This window comes from Caulobacter sp. AVps16, assembly GCF_058681455.1.
Window position 1 is genome coordinate 2,349,842 of the sequence record NZ_CM178739.1, and the last position, 18,413, is coordinate 2,368,254.

Annotated in this window: 13 protein-coding genes; 6 read left to right on the forward strand and 7 right to left on the reverse strand. The window is 65.4% G+C overall.

Going from position 1 to position 18,413, the window contains the following annotated elements; translation table 11 throughout:
* Positions 1-7: 7 nt before the first annotated feature.
* On the reverse strand, positions 8-1,738 hold the full coding sequence (locus tag ACW17U_RS11320; RefSeq protein ID WP_492052488.1) for a DUF1800 domain-containing protein: 1,731 nt from the start codon (positions 1,736-1,738) through the stop codon (positions 8-10).
* A 255-nt stretch (positions 1,739-1,993) separates the two neighbouring features.
* Here ACW17U_RS11320 and ACW17U_RS11325 point away from each other — a divergent pair, with 255 nt between their 5' ends.
* Complete coding sequence (locus ACW17U_RS11325) at positions 1,994-3,307, forward strand: glycosyltransferase family 4 protein (protein ID WP_492052490.1); 1,314 nt, start codon at positions 1,994-1,996, stop codon at positions 3,305-3,307.
* Between the two features lie 230 nt (positions 3,308-3,537).
* Positions 3,538-5,247: a methyltransferase domain-containing protein gene (locus tag ACW17U_RS11330; protein WP_492052492.1), complete on the forward strand. Its 1,710-nt coding sequence runs from the start codon at positions 3,538-3,540 to the stop codon at positions 5,245-5,247.
* 42 nt (positions 5,248-5,289) lie between these two features.
* Here ACW17U_RS11330 and ACW17U_RS11335 read toward each other — a convergent pair whose 3' ends face one another.
* Positions 5,290-6,084 carry a TOBE domain-containing protein gene (locus tag ACW17U_RS11335; protein ID WP_492052494.1) on the reverse strand — a complete coding sequence of 265 codons (795 nt, stop codon included), beginning with the start codon at positions 6,082-6,084 and terminating at the stop codon, positions 5,290-5,292.
* Positions 6,085-6,185: 101 nt separating this feature from the next.
* Between ACW17U_RS11335 and modA the strand changes: the two genes are divergently transcribed.
* Both modA and modB read left to right on the forward strand, forming a co-directional pair.
* Positions 6,186-6,932, forward strand: coding sequence for a molybdate ABC transporter substrate-binding protein (gene modA, locus ACW17U_RS11340; protein ID WP_492052495.1), 747 nt, complete (start codon positions 6,186-6,188; stop codon positions 6,930-6,932).
* Between the two features lie 2 nt (positions 6,933-6,934).
* A complete protein-coding gene (gene modB, locus ACW17U_RS11345) occupies positions 6,935-7,597 on the forward strand; it encodes a molybdate ABC transporter permease subunit (protein ID WP_492052497.1) in 663 nt (220 codons plus the stop codon).
* Positions 7,598-7,741: 144 nt separating this feature from the next.
* Here the strand turns inward: modB and ACW17U_RS11350 are convergent, their stop codons facing one another.
* The 5 genes from ACW17U_RS11350 to ACW17U_RS11370 all read right to left on the reverse strand — a co-directional run bounded on the left by ACW17U_RS11350 (position 7,742) and on the right by ACW17U_RS11370 (position 14,626).
* The gene (locus ACW17U_RS11350; RefSeq protein WP_492052499.1) at positions 7,742-8,212 is read right to left on the reverse strand and encodes a low molecular weight protein-tyrosine-phosphatase; all 471 of its coding nucleotides are present in this window, start codon (positions 8,210-8,212) and stop codon (positions 7,742-7,744) included.
* Entirely contained in the window at positions 8,212-11,811 is a 3,600-nt protein-coding gene (locus tag ACW17U_RS11355; RefSeq protein ID WP_492052501.1) for a hydantoinase B/oxoprolinase family protein, read from the reverse strand. Before ACW17U_RS11355 ends, ACW17U_RS11350 begins: the two co-directional genes overlap by 1 nt.
* A 48-nt stretch (positions 11,812-11,859) precedes the next feature.
* A complete protein-coding gene (locus ACW17U_RS11360; protein WP_062145284.1) occupies positions 11,860-12,435 on the reverse strand; it encodes a TMEM165/GDT1 family protein in 576 nt (191 codons plus the stop codon).
* Positions 12,436-12,774: 339 nt separating this feature from the next.
* A complete protein-coding gene (locus ACW17U_RS11365; protein ID WP_492052503.1) occupies positions 12,775-13,512 on the reverse strand; it encodes a DUF2793 domain-containing protein in 738 nt (245 codons plus the stop codon).
* A gap of 106 nt (positions 13,513-13,618) precedes the next feature.
* A complete protein-coding gene (locus ACW17U_RS11370; RefSeq protein WP_492052505.1) occupies positions 13,619-14,626 on the reverse strand; it encodes an NAD(P)H-dependent flavin oxidoreductase in 1,008 nt (335 codons plus the stop codon).
* A gap of 161 nt (positions 14,627-14,787) precedes the next feature.
* Here ACW17U_RS11370 and ACW17U_RS11375 point away from each other — a divergent pair, with 161 nt between their 5' ends.
* Both ACW17U_RS11375 and scpA read left to right on the forward strand, forming a co-directional pair.
* Positions 14,788-16,251 (forward strand): methylmalonyl-CoA mutase family protein, encoded by a 1,464-nt coding sequence (locus tag ACW17U_RS11375; RefSeq protein ID WP_492052507.1) that lies wholly within the window; start codon positions 14,788-14,790, stop codon positions 16,249-16,251.
* A gap of 3 nt (positions 16,252-16,254) precedes the next feature.
* The gene (gene scpA / locus ACW17U_RS11380) at positions 16,255-18,411 is read left to right on the forward strand and encodes a methylmalonyl-CoA mutase (protein ID WP_492052509.1); all 2,157 of its coding nucleotides are present in this window, start codon (positions 16,255-16,257) and stop codon (positions 18,409-18,411) included.
* Positions 18,412-18,413: the final 2 nt, after the last annotated feature.

Sequence of the window (18,413 nt, forward strand, 5' to 3'; positions counted from 1 at the left end):
CCTGGCCTCAACGCTGCGTCAGATAGTCGGGGGAGGCCATGGTCATGAACACCGCCAGCTTGGCCCGATTGAGCTTGGCCGCGTCGATCTGGGCCTGGGTGGCGGTTCCGCCGGGGATGGACACGCCGGTGACGGCCTCGACGATCCTGGCCTTCAGGGTAGCGCTCATCTGACCGGACATCAGCAGTCTGTTCATGCGTTCGACCAGTGCTGCGGGGTCGTCAGCAATGGCGACTTCGCTGGCATAGGTCGACTTGACGTCCGAACCCGTGCCGATCCCGCTGTTGATGGTGGTCTGCATGGTATTGAGATAGCCCGCGACCGTGACCTCATCGACGATCTGGAACTCCGGCGCGGTCAGGTTCTGGGTGCCCAGCCGGGTGTTGGGCGGCACATAGCCGGGCCGATAGAAGTTGAACACCGAGGGCGAGGCCAGCGGCGACTGGCTCAGCGAGGTCGAGGCGCTGGTGGAGGTCAGCAGGAAATTGCCGGAGGTCGAGGTGACATTGAAAGCCCGCATCCAGTTGGCCATGCGCACGATCGGTTCGCGCAGTTTGCCATAGGTGGGGCCGGACGCCGTGGTCGCATCGCGCGCCTCGGCGTCGGTCAGGACCGCCCGTACCACGGCGGCCATGTCACCGCGCGTGCCCGTACCGTTGTTGTTGAACACCGAAGCGACCCGCCCGACATAGGCCGTGCTGGGATTGCTGGTGACCAGTTGCTGGATCAGGCGGCGCGCCATGAACGGGCCGACATTGGGGTGGTTGAAGATCGTATCGAGGGCGATCTTCAGGTCACCGGCCGGATCCGGCGTGGTCGTGGCCGGGATGGTGACGCCCAGGAAGGTCTTGGCCGAGATCGAGTGGTAGTTCGAATAGAGGATCATAGGCCTGACCGTGGCGTCGGCATTGCGGCTGCCGCCGAAGAAGGTCGAGTTGGACGGGGCCGTGGAGTACCAGCTCATGCCGGTAAACACCTTGGCCAGGTTGGAGATGTCTTCAGCCGTATAGCTGGGGATCGGATTGCCGGCGGAATCGAGCTTGTAGGTCCCGTCGGGATTGAGGGTGAACAGCCCGATCGACATCAGCTGCATCACCTCGCGAGCATAGTTCTCGTCGGGGTGACGCCCAGTGGTGGCGTCTTCCTTCTGGTTGGCGATGCTGGTGAGGTAGACGCCCATCATCGGATGCAGCGTCACGTTCTCGAGCAGGGTGCGGAAGTTGCCGAAGGCATTGGCCCCGAGCATGTCGTAGTAGGAGGTCGCCCCGCGCACATCGACATTGGCGTCGTTCAACGAGATCACGAAGATCTGCGACAGGGCGAACTTCACGCGCTGGCGCAACTGGTCAGGCCCCGTGGCGGCCTGGGCCCAGAAGCTCTCATAGAACTGGTTGGCACTGAGGGTCGCGGTGGGGTTGGTGGTCTTCAGCTGGGCCAGGCGCGTTTCGGCGTGGGTCTGGTGCGAGGCCGAGGGTGCCAGCGCCATCTGCTGGGTCAGCCAGTCACTATAGCTGGAGGCCTTGAGGGCCGTGATATCGGCATCGGTGACGCCGAATGTCGCCTGGGTGAGAAACCGCGCCGCCTCGGCGTCGGAAATCACAATCCTGGCCGGCGGCGTGGGGGTCGTACCGCCCCCGCCACTGGATCCGCCACCCCCACCGCCGCCGCCGCAGGCGGCCAGACCAAGGGTAAGTGCAGCGGCGAACGCCAACAGACCACGTCGCGAAGTTTTCGGCATCAAGCTCAGCTTCCCCCGTCCGTCCTGGCAGACAATTCCATACTCGCGCGCGCGCCGCTAGAGCGTACAAGCCCCCAAAACCCATGCCGGGACGGCTGGCCGCTTCGGATTGGGGATCACGCCCAAAACCCCAGCCCACAGAGCGTGACACGACGCCGCCTAGCCGTCATTCTAGACTGCACATCTTTGCACTCATCCAGAACCCACAGACTATTGGCGCTGCACAAACGACCTTTGCGCCTCACTGGAAATCTTATGAAAATACTGTTTGTCGTCCATGCCGCGCCCTGGGCTGAATTCAGTGGGACACCGCTGATCACGGGCCAATATGCGCAGCGCGCCATGGCACGTGGCTGGGACGTCGCATTGCTGGTTCCCGACACTGCTGCCAACCACAGCAGGGCACCGGACATCTATGATCAAGTGAAGCTGTTTTACTGGCCTGTTCAGGCCGAATGGAATCTCAACGCCTTCGCTTCCCCACCGAGCGCCAGGACGACCCCACCGATCGAAATCGACTACGCGCCGGACATCATCCACATTGTCGACTGGGTGCTTATGGAAAGCTCGGTCCTGGCGGCCCTGGGGGCGCTGAATGCGCCCATTGTCCGTCAAGTCTGGAATTTCGAGGACATCTGCTCGGTCATAGAGCCGATCCACAGGTTGCCCGCCGGGCGGCCCTGCGTAGCTCCCCTGAACCCGCGGGACTGCGCGGAATGCCTTCTCGACCGCACAAACATCGCGATTCAAGGCGAGAAACACAATTTCCGATCCATATCGGCAAAGCTAAAAGCCTATGGGGAAGCCTATATAGACCGACAAAGCCAATCCATTGCGACCCGAAAGATCGTAGCCAGAGATCATTTTTCCGAAATATACAACAAGGTTCTTTTCCCGACTAATTCATTTTTTGACTATTTTGATAGTCACATGAAAATGTCTGGTGACTATGAAATCGTTGAACACGGCGTCAGTGTCAGGAATGCAGTTTCAACCAAGAAACCCCACAAAGGATTGAATTTCATCTATGCTGGCGGTAACGCCAAGAGGAAAGGCTGGTCCGCAATCGTACAGGCTTTTTCGCGCCTCTACGACGAAGGATTCATTGATCTACATTTGAGAGTTTATGGAGCTAAGGCCCAGACTCAGAATTCCGCCCTATCCAGATATCCCAATGTACAGTTTTGCGACCCTTACAATGCAGATTCGATGGCAAATGAATTTGCATGGGCCGACATCGGGCTAATACCCACTCAATTCGAGACCTATTGTCGCATAGTCCGAGAGTATATGATCTGCGGAGTGGTTCCCATAGCATCACGCGCTTTCGGAATTCCCGACGTCGTAGACCATGACTACAACGGCATTCTACTGGACGAGCCAACAGGCGATCAACTCTACGGGGCCATCAGAAAACTTGTGAACAATCCGCAAGATATCGAGCGCCTTAGAGCCGGTTGCGCCGCAACAACAATCACCTCCCCAGAGGCTGAATTTGACAGAATTTGCAGCATTTATAATGATCTACGCAACAATAAAACACAAATTCTTCAAATATCGAGTAAATGATATTTATCCATTATTAAAAATATTCGACTCAATAATTCTGCGAGAACAAAACCTATTTAGGAAAGATATTCAATTTCAAATCATTGCAATTTCACCGTCCTCTCCATTTCAACGGGGCTGAGATTTCAAGATCTGGACCAGCAAGCTATACCAACGACAGTCCCTGCAACTTGCCGCGTGGCCGCCAGATTCGCTGAGCCTCAAAGACCCCGAGACGAACGACCAAACCAATGACCTTTGGCAACGACATCGATCCCGATATCCTCAAATCCATCCCGCTTGATCGTCGGCACGTCCTGGAGGTCGGTTGCGGCAACGGCCGCTTCGCCGAAGCCTACCGCGCCCGCAATCCTGATGCCCGCTATGTTGGACTTGAGCTGCTCGACGCCAAAGCGCGTGAAGCGGCCTCTTTTGTCGACTCGATCGTCGTCGGAGACGTCGCCGCCGAATCCGTCATGGCCGGTCTGGATCAGGCGAGAGCGAACGACACTTTCGACGCCGTGATTTTCAGGGGTGTCCTGCAGGACCTGCATGCGCCCTCGGCCGTTCTGGCAGGTCTGCGGGCGCGCACGGGTCGTGGCGGGATCTGCGTTGCCGGCGTTCCCAATGTCTCCCATTGGGCCTTGTTGCAGCAGCAGTTGAAGGGAGAATGGCCCTACGTGACAGCAGACAGGGCGAACCCTGTCACGCCCCAGCTTTTCACGCGGGTCTCCGCCATCAAGATGTTCCAGATGGCAGGTTGGACGGTCCTTGAAGCGTCGCCTTTCATCATTTCACCGGAGGAAACCGAAGCGGCGATCAGGGCCTTCGCACCGATCGCCGAGTCCTTGGGCGTTTCATCAGACAATCTGCGACGCGACCTCTCTGCCTTTCAGTGGATCATCAAGGCGATCAACGGCCCGCCGTCTGAAACCACCACAGTCGCGGCCATCGGCATGGCGAAGTTCGCTGGCGTAACCGAGCCGCGGGTGGATCATCCCCTGGCAGCGCTCGCCAGCACCCCTGGCAGCAGGGTTTCCTGGGGGGCAGGATCTGTGAACGTGCCCCGCCATTGGCCGCCGGGCGTCTTCCTGCTGCATCGCCAGTTCCTCAATGACGGTCCGCTGAACAGGGTGGTCAGCGGCCTGATCGACCGCGGATGGACCATCACATCGGACATCGACGATGATCCGCACCACTGGCGTGAATTTGTGGAGTCCGACTTCCACGCCTTTCGCGGCGTGCATGCCGTAACCGTCAGCACCGAACCGCTGGCGACGATGATCCGGCAGTGGAATCCGAACGTAACGGTCTTTCCAAATGCCATTGCCGAGTTGCCACGCATCGAGGCGACAACGCCCAAGTTCGGCCCACGCCTGAAGGTGTTTTTCGGCGCGCTCAATCGCGGCGGGGATTGGGCCGGGCTGTCAGAGGCGATCATCGCAGCCGCCCGGTCCCTGGCGGACAGGCTTGAGTTCGTCGTCGTGCATGACGAAGCCTTCTACAAGGCACTGCCTGACGAGGTGACGAAGGTCTTCCATCCGACCCTGCCCCATGCCGACTATATGAAAGCCCTGGCGGGCTGTGATCTGGCCTTGCTGCCCCTGGCCGATACGCCTTTCAACCGACTGAAATCAGATCTGAAGTTCATCGAGTGCTGCGCAGCTGGCGTCGTGCCGATCTGTTCCCCCATCGTCTATGGCGACACGCCTGAGCATCTCGACATCGGCGTGTTCGCCGACACGCCCGGCTCTTGGGAAAAGGCGCTGCGGGATCTGGCCGCAGACCCTGGCGAGGTCCAGACGCGGCGTGAGCGCGGCCTTTCCTATGTCAGGGCCAGGCGAATGCATGCGCAGCAGGTCCCCTTGCGACAGGCCTTTTACCGCGATCTGATGGCGCAGCGACCGGAACTCGAGGCACAACGCCAGGCCCGCATCGCTGCAGCTCGACCGGCCAAGTAGCATCTCGCCAGGGGTGCCAAGGCGCTGGACGCCGTACCGCGCCTATTCGACGGCGAGGATGATGTCGGACGGCGCGATCATCGCCACCACTGCCTGACCGACGGACAGCGCCAGGGCGTCGGCGTCCGGGCGGGACAGGGTGGCGATCAGGGTCTTGCCGGCCTGCAGGGCCAGGCTGATTTCGCTGGCCGCCTCGCCGTCCTCCCGGTCGGAGACCATGGCGGCCAGCCGGTTCGGTGCCGGCGCGGCATCGCGGGCCAGGGTGACGAAGCTGGACTTGATCAGGGCGATGGCCGGTTTGCCGACCGCCAGGCCCAGCTCGTCGACGCTGCGGCGGGTGATCATCGAGACGATCTCGAGGCCGTCGCCCAGTGACAGCCCGACCTCAACGGTCACGCCGCCGTCGCCGACCCGGACAATGGTGCCCCGCAGGGCGTTGCGGGCACTGGTTCGCAGGCCCAGGCTCCAGAAGAGGTCTCCCAACCCCTGATCGGGGGCCGTTGCAAGGCCCGCCTCCAAACGCGCCAGGGCCGCGCCGATCTCGCGCTCGACCGCGCGGAAGGCCCCGATCACAGCATGGCCGCGCGGCGTGATCATCGCCGCGCCACCGGACCTGCCGCCGGCACTGGCGGTGATCAGCGGGCCATCGAACAGATTGTTCAGCGCCTGGATCGCGTCCCAGGCCCCCTTGTAGGACAGGCCAAGCTGTTTGGCGGCGGCGGTGATCGAGCCGAGCGAACCCACGGCCTCCAGCAGGGCGATACGCTCCAGCCCGACCCGGGCCAGGGAGCCGCGGCGCAGGACGAGCGAGGCGCTGAGGTCGCCATCGACAGACATGGTCACTCCTGATCGGGCCCGAACGGAAAATGGGACAGCGTTATGTAGTCTTGCTACATAACGTGGGTTCGAAGCCGACTCCAAGTCTCTCGAGGTCTCGTTTGTTCGCTCGCCGCGCCCTGCTTGCCGCTGCCCTGTCCTGGCTGACGGGAGCCTCCGCCCTGGCCGCCGAGACCAAGGTCGCCGTCGCCGGCAACTTCACCGAACCGGCCCGGGAGATCGCCGCCAGGTTCGAGGCGAAGACGGGCCATAACGTGATCCTGAGCTTTGGCTCGTCGGGGCAATTCTACGCCCAGATCGCCAATGGCGCACCGTTCGAGGTCTTCCTGTCGGCCGACTCCGAGCGGCCGGTCAGGGCCGAGGCCGAGGGCCTGACCGTGCCGGGCTCCCGCTTCACCTACGCGACAGGCCGACTGGTGCTGTGGAGCAGGACGGCTGGTCTGGTGGACTCCAGCGGCGCGGTACTGGCCAAGGGCCGCTTCGAGAAGCTGGCCATCGCTGACGCCAGGGCGGCCCCGTATGGGCAGGCGGCGGTCGAGACCCTGACCAGGCTCAAGCTCTATGACGCGGTGAAGCCGAAAATCGTCACCGGTGCTTCGATCACCCAGACCTATCAGCATGTGCAGACCGGCGCGGCGGAGCTGGGCTTCGTGGCCCTGTCCCAGGTGATCAACGCGCCCGGCGGATCGCGATGGATCGTGCCGTCCCACTACCACACGCCGATCGAGCAGCAGGCCGTCCTGCTGAAGACCGGGGCCCGCAACGAGGCTGCCAGGGCCTTCCTGCAGTATCTGAAAGGTGCCGAGGCCCGGGCGATCATCAAGCGCTATGGCTACGAGTTCCGCTGATCATGCTTGAGGTGCTGTGGCTGACGGTGAAACTGGCCGGGATCACCACGATCCTGTTGCTGCTGCTCGCCACGCCCCTGGCCTGGTGGCTGGCGCGCGGAAGGTCGCGCTGGCAGCCGGTGGTCGGTGCCATCGTCGCCCTGCCGATCGTTTTGCCGCCGACCGTGCTGGGCTTCTATCTGCTGATCGCCCTGGGCCCGCACAGCCTGTTGATGGCGCCGTTACAGGCCCTCGGCATTCGCACCCTCGCCTTCACCTTCGAGGGTCTGGTGATCGGGTCCCTGGTCTATTCTCTGCCCTTTGCGGTCCAGCCCCTGCGCAATGCGTTCATCGCCGTGGGCGACGAGCCCCTGGAGGCCGCGGCCTGCCTGGGCGCGACCCGATGGCAGACCTTTGCGCGGGTGGCCCTGCCCTTGGCCCTGCCCGGCTACGCCGTCGCTGCTATCCTGTCCTTTGCCCACACGGTCGGCGAATTTGGGGTGGTGATGATGCTGGGCGGCGGCATTCCGGGTGAGACCCAGGTGCTGTCGGTCGAGATCTTCCAGCTGGTCGAGCAACTGCGCTGGGGCGAGGCCCATCGCCTTGCGGCCCTGCTCCTGGCCTTCGGGTTCCTGGTCACCCTGACCCTGCTGCTGCTGGAACGACGCGTCACACGGGCGGCCTAGTCACTGCCCCCCTCCGCGCCTGCGGCGCTCCTCCCCCGTAGGGGGAAGATGAAACGCGTCGACCTCATCTTTCCCCTAAGGGGGAGGACGACCGCGACCCGACGGGCGGCGAAGCCAACCGGTCAGGAGGGGGCGAATGGTCGCCTAATCCCCCCGAGACGCCAGCGACTGCGCCAGACCCCGCGCCGCCAGGGCCACTTCGCGCCAAGTCACATCGAACCCCGCCGCCTTGCCATAGTAGGGATCGGCCACCGCCCGCCCCTCGAGCCCTTCGGCATAGTCCAGCAGCAGGCCCAGCTCCGCCTCCCCGTCGACCGGGCGCAGGCTGCGCAGCTTCTTCAGGTTGTCGTGGTCCAGGGCCAGGATGTGGGTGAAGCGCCGAAAGTCGTCGACCTCGACCTTGCGGGCGGTCTGGCGGCTGATGTCGACACCGTGGCGCTGCGCGGCGGCAATGGCGCGCCCATCCGGCGCGGAACCCACGTGCCAGCCCCCGGTGCCGGCGGAATCGACCAGAACATCAAGCCCGAGCGCCTGGGCCTCGGCGCGAAAGGCGCCCTCGGCCAGGGGCGATCGACAGATGTTGCCCAGGCAGACGAACAGAACCGAGGGCCGCATCAAACAGCCCCCCAGCCACCGCCACCCGGCGTCTCGATGACAATGGCATCGCCCGCCGCGACCTCAACCAGATCCGTCGCGCCCATGGCCAGAACAGAACCGTCGGCCCGCTCGACCCGCGCCAGCCCCAGGGCCCCGGGCGCACCGCCCACCAGGCCGAACGGCGGCACCCGGCGCCGGTTGGACAACAGGGTGGCGGTCATCGGCTCGCGGAAGCCGATCCGGCGCACCACTCCGTCACCGCCGCGATGGTGCCCTTCCCCGCCCGAGCCGCGGCGGATCGAAAAGGCCTCGACCAGAACTGGATAACGGGTCTCCAGCACCTCGGGATCGGTCAGCCGGCTGTTGGTCATGTGGGTCTGGACGGCGTCGGTACCGTCAAAGTCCGGTCCTGCCCCCGAGCCGCCGCAGATGGTTTCGTAATACTGGCGCCGCTCATCGCCGAAGGTGAAATTGTTCATCGTGCCCTGGGCCCCGGCCATCACGCCCAGAGCGCCATAGAGGGCGTCCACGACCACCTGGCTGGTCTCGACATTGCCGGCCACCACCGCCGCCGGATAGCGCGGCCGCAACATCGAGCCTTCCGGAATGACCAGCTCGACCGGCCGCAGGCAGCCGTCGTTCATCGGAATCTCGTCATCGACCAGGGTGCGGAACACGTAGAGCGCCGCCGCCCGGCAGATCGAGGCCGGGGCGTTGAAATTGGTCGGGACCTGGTCACTGGTGCCGGCGAAGTCGACCCTTGCGGTGCGGGCCTTCTGGTCGACGGTGATGGCCACCTTCACCACCGAGCCATCGTCCAGTTCGTAGGCAAACGCTCCATCGCTCAGGGTGGCCAGCACCCGGCGGACCGCCTCCTCGGCATTGTCCTGCACATGGGCCATATAGGCCTCGACCACGTCCTGGCCGAACTCGGCGACGAGGCCGGTCAGGCTTTCAGCTCCGCGCGCGCAGGCGGCGATCTGGGCCTTGAGGTCGCCGATGTTCTGGTCGGGATTGCGGGCCGGCCAGCGGCCCGAGGCCAGCAGGGCGCGGGTCTCGGCTTCCAGGAACCGCCCGCCCTCGACCAGCAGGAAGTTCTCGATCAGGACGCCTTCTTCCTCGACCGTTCGGCTGTTTGGCGGCATCGATCCGGGCGTGATGCCACCGATATCGCCCTGGTGGCCGCGTGCAGCGACATAGAACAGCAGCGCCCCCTCGCCGTCGAACACCGGCATGACCACGGTGACGTCCGGCAGGTGGGTGCCGCCGTTATAGGGCGCGTTGAGCATGTAGACGTCGCCGGGTCGCATCCCGCGTCCGTCGCCCTGGCGCGCCTCACGGATGGCCCGCACGCTGTCGCCCATCGAGCCCAGATGGACCGGCATGTGCGGGGCATTGGCGATCAGATTGCCGTCGCGGTCGAACAGGGCACAGGAGAAGTCCAACCGCTCCTTGATATTGACCGAATAGGCGGTGTTCTGAAGCGCGAAACCCATCTCCTCGGCCACCGCCATGAAGAGGTTGTTGAACACCTCCAGCATCACCGGATCAGCCCTGGTGCCGATGGCACGGCGGGTCGGCAGGGCTTCGATGCGGTCGAGGATCAGATTGAGATGGGCATCCACTGTGGCGCGCCAGCCGGGCTCGACCAGGGTGGTGCCGGTGGCTTCGCGGATGATGGCCGGGCCCTTGACCTCAGCGCCCACGGCGAGGGCCTCGCGGTCGAACACTGGAGTCGCCCATGTCTGTCCGGCCATACGCACATTGACCGTGGTCAGGGCCAGCGGGTCCCCCGATGTGCCTCTTCCCAGATCTGGCGCCGTTCCCGCATCGGAATGGCCAATTGCCTCCACAGACAGGGTCTCGACGATCAGGGCCGTGGTCGGCGACGTGAAGCCGAACCGCCTCTGGTGCATCTCTTCAAAGGTCGCGCGGGCGCCGGCTTCGTCGGTCAAGGGCACGACAAGCGGGGTATCTGTGCCGGCATATTTGACGCGCAGGGTCGCAAGCGTCTCGACCGAGGCCACAGGTACGGCCTGGGCACGAAGGGCCGCCTCGACCTCGACGGCCAGGGCCTGAGCCTGTCCGGCCAGATCACCCGCAGCCTCGGCCAGCGGCCGTTCGACGGTTGCCTCGCGGATCAGCCGCAGGTCAGCCAGTCCCATGCCATAGGCGCTCAGCACCCCGGCGAACGGATGGATCATGACCTTCGTCATGCCGAGGGCATCAGCGACCAGACAGGCATGCTGGCCGCCAGCCCCGCCGAAACAGGCCAGCACATAGCGGGTCACGTCATAGCCGCGCTGGATCGAGATCTGCCGCACGGCCTTGGCCATGTTCTCGACGGCGATGGTGATGAAGCCCTCGGCTATGGCTTCCGGGCTCATAGCTTCACCCGTAGCGGCCAGGATCTCGGCAGCGAGTGCCGCAAAGCCTTCGGTGACCGCCTCGATATCCAGCGGCTGGTCGGCGCCGGGCCCGAAGACCGCCGGGAAGAACTCGGGCCGCAGCTTGCCCAGCATGACATTGCAGTCGGTGACGGTCAGCGGGCCGCCCCGGCGGTAGGCTGCCGGCCCCGGCACGGCGCCGGCAGACGCTGGTCCCACCCGCAGACGCGCCCCGTCGAACAAGCAGATCGAGCCGCCGCCCGCCGCCACGGTGTGGATGTTCATCATCGGCGCGCGCATCCGCACCCCGGCCACCACGGTCTCGAAGGCCCGTTCGTACTCGCCGGCATAGTGACAGACATCGGTCGAGGTGCCGCCCATGTCGAAGCCGATGACCCGGTCGAAACCCGCCTCAACGGCCGTCCGCGCCATGCCGACCACGCCACCGGCCGGACCCGACAGGATGGCGTCCTTGCCCCGGAAGGCCCGGGCGTCGGTCAGGCCGCCATTGGACTGCATGAACAGCAGACGGGTATCGGCCCCGAGTTCACCGGCCACCCGGTCGACATAGCGGCGCAGGATCGGCGACAGATAGGCGTCGACCACGGTGGTGTCGCCCCGCCCCACCAGCTTCATCAGCGGGCTGACCTCATGGCTGACCGAAACCTGGGCAAAGCCGATCTCGCGGGCTATGGCCGCGACGCGGGCCTCGTGGTCGGTGAAGCGGAAGCCGTGCAGCAGCACGATGGCCACGGCCCGGAAGCCGGAGTCGAAGGCGGCCTGCAGGCCTGCCCTCGCGGCCGACTCATCCAACGGCCGCAGCAACTCGCCCTCGACGCTGATCCGCTCATCGATCTCGACCACGCGGTCATAGAGGGCTTCAGGCTTGATGATGTGGCGGTCGAACAGCCGGGGCCGGGCCTGATAGCCGATCCGCAGGGCGTCGGCATGACCCGCCGTGATCGCCAGCACGGTCGGTTCGCCCTTGCGTTCCAACAGGGCGTTGGTGGCCACCGTAGTACCCATCTTCACGGCGTCGATCGTCGCGCCGCCCGGCAGCAGGGCCCGAACCCCGGCAACGGCCGCGTCGGCATATTGCTCGGGGTTCTCCGAGAGCAGCTTGTGGGTGATCAGGGTCCCGTCCGGTCGCCGCGCGACGATGTCAGTGAAGGTGCCGCCGCGATCGATCCAGAACTCCCAGCCGCGAAGGTTCTGATCGTAGGGAGTCATGGAAGGGCGTAGCTCCAGCTGCGCCCTTCCTTAACCGGCTCAGGGGGCTTAGCGGAAGAGGCTCGCCGCCTCGACCACCGCCCAAATCCCCAGAGCCAGGAAGATCAGCGCCGCACCGATACGGACATATTTGAGCGGCACAATCTTGGTCGCCGCCTCGCCCAGATAGACCGCCGGGATGTTGGCCAGCATCATGCCGAGCGTGGTGCCCGCCGCGACCCAGAAGATCGAGTGGAACTTGGCCCCCAGGGCCACGGTGGCGATCTGGGTCTTGTCGCCCATCTCGACCAGGAAGAAGGCGATGGTCGTGGTCAGAAACACGCCGTAGCGGCCGACCGCCGAGCCGTCCTCGTCGTCGGCCTTGTCGGGGATGAGGGCCCAGGCGGCCATGGCGATGAAAGACAGGGCAATGGCCCATTTGAACCACTGACCGTTCAGCAGGTCGGCCACCCAGTAGCCGGCCGTGGCCGCCAGGGCATGATTGGCCAGGGTGGCGACCAGGATCCCGAAGATGATCGGCACGGGCTTCTTGAACCGTGTGGCCAAGATGATGGCCAGCAGCTGGGTCTTGTCGCCGATCTCGGCGATAGCCACGACCAGGGTCGAGACGAACAGGGATTCCATGGGATCAAAAACCTTCCGGGCCGGGCGCATGCCAATAGCGTCGACAGCCCACCCGGCCCGGGAGGTTGTCGGCGCCATTGGTCTCGCCATGGAAGCGGATCATCGCTTCCCTCCCCGCGCCATGATCCCGAAGGCTCAAGTGTGTTGACGGCGGGGCCTGCTGATAGGCGCAGGCGGCTACTCCCCAAAGGTGAGCGGCGTGTAGCGGGGGCGGCGGCCAGGGTCAAGCTCCTCCCCCACCGGGGGAGGTGGCCCGAAGGGTCGGAGGGGGCAGCGCGGCCTAAGTCCAGCTAGCCCCCTCAGTCGCTCCGCGACAGCTCCCCCGGAGGGGGAGCAGCTTTAAACCGCCGCCGGTGCATCAAACCGCAGCAGGTGGATCGCCACCCGCACCTTGCCGCCGGTGAAGCTCCCTCCGGCCGCGGTCAGCAGCACCGGGGTATCGGAATAGAACGCCGTCGGACCGATGACCCCGACATTGCTGGAATTCCGGGCCACGCCCAGCGAACCGCCGAACTTGGACGCATCGCCCGCCACGCCACAGCTGTAGGCGGCAGCCCCGGTCACCGCGACCGTGGTTCGGGTCGAGACCGCCAGGACGATGGCCCGTGACGGTATGACCATGGCCGTTGAGGTCGTCGCGCCGACCAGGGCGGTCTCCTCCTCGCGGATTTCCAGGCGGGTATTGGCAAGTCCCGGCGAGGCGGCGGCGGTCAAGCTCTTGAAGCTGGCCGACAGGGGAGCCCAAGCCGCGCCATCAAAGGCCACCAGCTGGTTCTCGTCCTTGAGCCAGGCCAGGACGCCTTCGGCCAGGGGGATGGCCTCCCACGCGCCGGCCTCAAAACGCATCAGCGTGCCGGCGGCCTGCCCCGTCCAAACCGTGCCCGTCGCGCCGGCCGGCAGGATCCAGACGCCGCCTCCGACGGGGCTTGCCGGCTGCGCCGCGACGACGCGGCTTTCGACGGCCAGCTGGACCAGTCCGTCCAGCCGGGCGAGGCTTTCATTGATGGGGATATGCTTCTGGGCCTGGGCGGCCAGCACATAGGGCAGACCCAGGCGCGGAGTGGATTCGTCGAACATCGGAGGTCCCTTCAGGGCGTTGAAAACGCCTCAAGGATCGCTCCGCTGACAGAGCCGGGGACCGACCTTGGTCGATCCCCGTCCCCTTCCCCGCTCCAGCGTGTCGCTACTCGGCCGCGAAGGCCAGGTGGTTGCCCGATGTCAGGGCGGTCTTGGCGGCCAGCTCGGCCTTGGCCTGCTCGTACTCGTCCGAGAACTTGGCGATGAGTTCACCGGCCGTCAGCACCGCGTCGATGGCACCGATACCCTGGCCGCAGCCCCAGATGTCGCGCCAGGCCTTGGCTTCCTGGTTGCCGCCCGAACCGAAGTTCATGGCCGACGGATCGCTGACCGGCAGATTGTCGGGATCCATCCCCGCCTTGATCACCGAGGGGCGCAGATAGTTGCCATGCACGCCGGTGAAGAGGTTGGAATAGAGGATGTCGTCGGCGTGGCTCTCGACGATCATGTCCTTGTAGCCCTGGGCCGCATTGGCTTCCTGGGTCGCGATGAAGGCCGAGCCGATATAGGCCAGGTCCGCACCCATGGCCTGGGCGGCCAGGATCGAGCGACCGCAGGCGATCGAACCCGACAGGGCCACCGGACCGTCGAACCACTGACGGATCTCCTGGATCAGGGCGAAGGGCGACAGGGTGCCGGCATGGCCGCCGGCACCGGCGGCGACCGGAATCAGGCCGTCAGCGCCCTTTTCGATGGCCTTGTGGGCATGCTTGTCATTGATGACGTCGTGCATGGTGATGCCGCCATACGAATGGATCGCGGCATTGAGATCCTCGCGGGCCCCCAGCGAGGTGATCACCAGCGGAGCCTTGTATTTCACGCACAGCTCGATGTCCTCCTCGAGCCGGTTATTGGTCCGGTGAACGATCTGGTTGACCGCGAACGGCGCGGACGGCGCGTCGGGGTTGGCCCGATCATAGGCTGCCAGCTCCTCGGTAATCCGGTGAAGCCACTCGTCGAGCTGCGAGATCGGCCGGGCGTTCAGCGACGGGAAAGAGCCGACAATGCCGGCCTTGCACTGGGCAATCACCAGGTCGGGGTTGCTGATGATAAACAGCGGCGAGGCGATAACCGGCAGGCGAAGGCGGTCGCGAAGAACGGGCGGCAAGGCCATGAAGATCGGCTCCCCTCAGGAGGCGGCGTTGAGCACCGCGCATGTAAACAGCGTTCAGCTTAAACGCTTGTTTGGGGCGGGCGCAAGACTTGACGGCCCTAGCGGCAGGGGCGCATCACGGACAAAAAGCCAAGAATGCTGCACTGCAGGAGAGAGACGCCTTGACCCAGACCGCGACGCCTCTGGCTGATGATTTCGCCGTCTCGGACGACGCGACGGTTCGCGCCCGCTGGACAGCTCTGGTCGAAAAAACGCTGAAGGGTCAGAGCTTTGATGAGGCCCTGACGGTGCTCACGCCTGATGGCCTGACGATCCGGCCCCTCTATACCGCCGCGGATGGCGTGCCGGTCGCCCGCGATCTGCGGACAAGGGACGCCGACCGCCCCTGGGACCTGCGGATGCGGATCGCCCATCCCGACTCCGAACGCGCGGCGCGCGACAGCCTGGTCGACCTGCAGAACGGCGCGGCCTCGCTGCTGCTGGCCCTCGACCCGACAGGAGCCCAGGGCGTCGCTATCGGATCGGCGGATGATCTGGCCAGGGCGCTGGAGGGGGTGCTGATCGATCTGGCTCCGGTCGCCCTCGACGCCGGCTATCTGGGACCAAAGGCCGCCGACTGGCTGGGCACCGTGACCAAGGGCGCGCCCAATGCGCCCCTGGCCTTTCACATGGATCCACTGACCACCTTCGCCCAGACCGGGACCAGCCCGGGCCCGATCGAGAGCCATGTGTTCAACGCCGCCACGGTCGGCGCGCGCCTGGCGACGACCTATGCCCGGGCCAGCCTGTTCCTGGCGACCGGCCGCGCGGCCCACGAGGCCGGGGGTTCGAATGTCGAGGAACTGGCCCTGATGACCGCCAGCGCCCTGGCCTATGCCAAGGCCCTCGTGCGCTCGGGCCTGTCGATGGACGAGGCCTTCGGGCGCATCGTGCTCGGGGTAAGCCTCGACGGCGAATACTTCACCGGCGTAGCCAAGGTCCGCGCCGCCCGGGCCCTGTGGGCGCGCCTGGCCGAGGCCTGCGGCGTGTCCGCGCCGGCCGTCATCGAGGCCCGCAGCTCGGCCCGGATGCTGACGACCAAGGACGCCTGGACCAACCTGCTGCGCCTGACCTCGGCCGGTTTCGCCGGGGCGGTCGGCGGCGCTGATGTGGTGGTGCTGGGGACCTTCACCGACGCCATCGGACTGCCGACGGCCTTTGCCCGCCGTCAGGCCCGCAATACCCAGCTGGTGCTGATGGAAGAGAGCCATCTTGGCCGTGTCGCCGATCCGGCCGGCGGCTCCTGGTATCTCGACAGCCTGACCGACCAGATCGCCCGTGCCGCCTGGGCCCTTTTCCAGTCGATCGAGGCCGCCGGCGGGGTGATCAAGGCCCTGGAGAGCGGGCAAGTCGCCACGGCCGTGGGCCTCGCCCGCGACACCCAGGCCGCCGCCTTCGCCGACAAGAGCCGCAAGATCCTCGGGGTCACGGTCTTCCCCAATGCCGAGGACAAGCCTGCCGAGGTCGAGACCGTCGATCCGTCCGCCTTCGCCGTGGAGGGGCCGGATCCGCGACTGCCGGGACCCGACAGTCACTGCCCGCCCCTGACGCCCATCCGCTTCGCCGCCGCCTTTGAGGGAGCCTGAGCCATGACCAAGTTCCCCGACTTCACCACCGTCGACTTCGCCGAGGTCACCGCTCAAGAGGTCGCTTCGGCAGGCCCCGTCTGGAATACGCCTGAAGGCGTCGATGTCGCGGCCGCCTTCACGGCCACCGATGTCGAAGGTCTCGACTTCACCGGAGGCTATCCCGGCGTCGCGCCCTATGTGCGGGGCCCCTACCCGACCATGTATGTCACCAACCCGTGGACGGTGCGTCAGTATGCGGGCTTCTCCACGGCCGAGGACAGCAACGCATTCTACAGACGCAATTTGGCCGCTGGCCAAATGGGCCTGTCGGTCGCCTTCGACCTCGCCACCCACCGGGGCTACGATTCCGACCATGAGCGGGTGAAGGGCGATGTCGGCATGGCCGGCGTCGCCATCGACTCGATCCTCGACATGCGCACCCTCTTCTCGGGCATTCCGCTCGACAAGATGAGCGTGTCGATGACCATGAACGGCGCGGTGCTGCCGATCCTGGCGCTCTATATCGTGGCGGCCGAGGAACAGGGCGTTTCGCCCGACAAGCTGTCGGGCACGATCCAGAACGACATCCTCAAAGAATTCATGGTGCGGAACACCTACATCTATCCGCCCGCGCCTTCGATGCGGATCATTTCCGACATCTTTTCATATACTTCGGCCAATATGCCGAAGTTCAACTCGATCTCGATCAGCGGCTATCACATGCAGGAGGCCGGGGCGACGGCCGACCTCGAGCTGGCCTATACGCTTGCCGACGGCATCGAATATGCCCGGGCCGGCGTCGCCGCCGGCATGAGCATTGACGTCTTCGCCCCGCGCCTGAGCTTCTTCTGGGCCATCGGCATGAACTACTTCATGGAAGTGGCGAAGATGCGCGCGGCCCGCCTGCTCTGGGCCCGGCTGATGAAGCGCGAGTTCGATCCCAAGGACGACCGCAGCCTCTCCTTGCGCACCCACAGCCAGACCAGCGGCTGGTCGCTGGCGGCCCAGGACGTGTTCAACAACGTCTCGCGCACCTGCGTGGAGGCCATGGCCGCGGTCAACGGCCAGACCCAGAGCCTGCACACCAACGCCCTGGACGAGGCCCTGGCCCTGCCGACCGATTTTTCGGCCCGCATCGCCCGCAACACGCAACTCTTCCTGCAGATGGAGAGCGGCACGACCCGCGTCGCCGACCCGTGGGGCGGCAGCTACTATGTCGAACGCCTGACCCACGACCTGGCGCTCAAGGCCCTGGCCCATATCGAAGAGGTCGAGGCCGCCGGCGGCATGGCCAAGGCCATCGAGCGCGGCATTCCGAAGCTGCGCATCGAGGAAGCTGCTGCCAAGACCCAGGCCCGCATCGACGCCAATCGCCAGAGCGTGGTCGGGGTCAACCGCTACAAGCCCGAGGTCGAGGACGTGATCCCGATGCTGAAGGTGGACAACAGCTCGGTCCGCACCCAGCAATTGGAAAAGCTGGCCCGCCTGAAGGCTGACCGTGACCCGGCCGCGACCCAGGCCGCGCTGGACGCCCTGGAAACCGGCGCGCGCGGTAACGGCAACCTGCTGGCCCTGGCGGTCGATGCAGCCCGGGCCAAGGCCACGGTCGGTGAGATCAGCTATGCCCTGGAAAAGGTCTTCGGCCGCCATCGCGCCGTGATCCAGACCATCGAAGGCGTCTATGGCAAGGAGGCCGGTGCCGATCCCAAGGCCGCCCGGGCCCGGGCCATGGTCGCCGCCTTCAGGGAAGCCGACGGCGGACCGCCCCGCATCATGGTCGCCAAGATGGGTCAGGACGGCCACGACCGCGGCCAGAAGGTGATTGCCAGCGCCTTTTCCGACCTCGGCTTCAAGGTCGAGATCGGCCCGCTGTTCCAGACACCCGCTGAAGCCGCCCAGGCGGCGATCGAGGCCGGTGTGCATGTGGTCGGGGCCTCGTCCCTGGCGGCGGGCCACCTGACCCTGGTGCCGGAACTGAAGTCCGAACTGGCCAAGCTGGGACGCGAGGACATGGTGGTGGTGGTCGGGGGCGTGATCCCGCCCCAGGACTTCCAGGCCCTGCTCGACGCCGGCGCCGCCAGCATCTTCCCCCCCGGTACGGTGATCGCCGAGGCGGCCATCGAGGTGCTGGAAAAGCTCAATGTCCAGCTCGGCTACACCCAGGGGACGGTGGCCTAGAC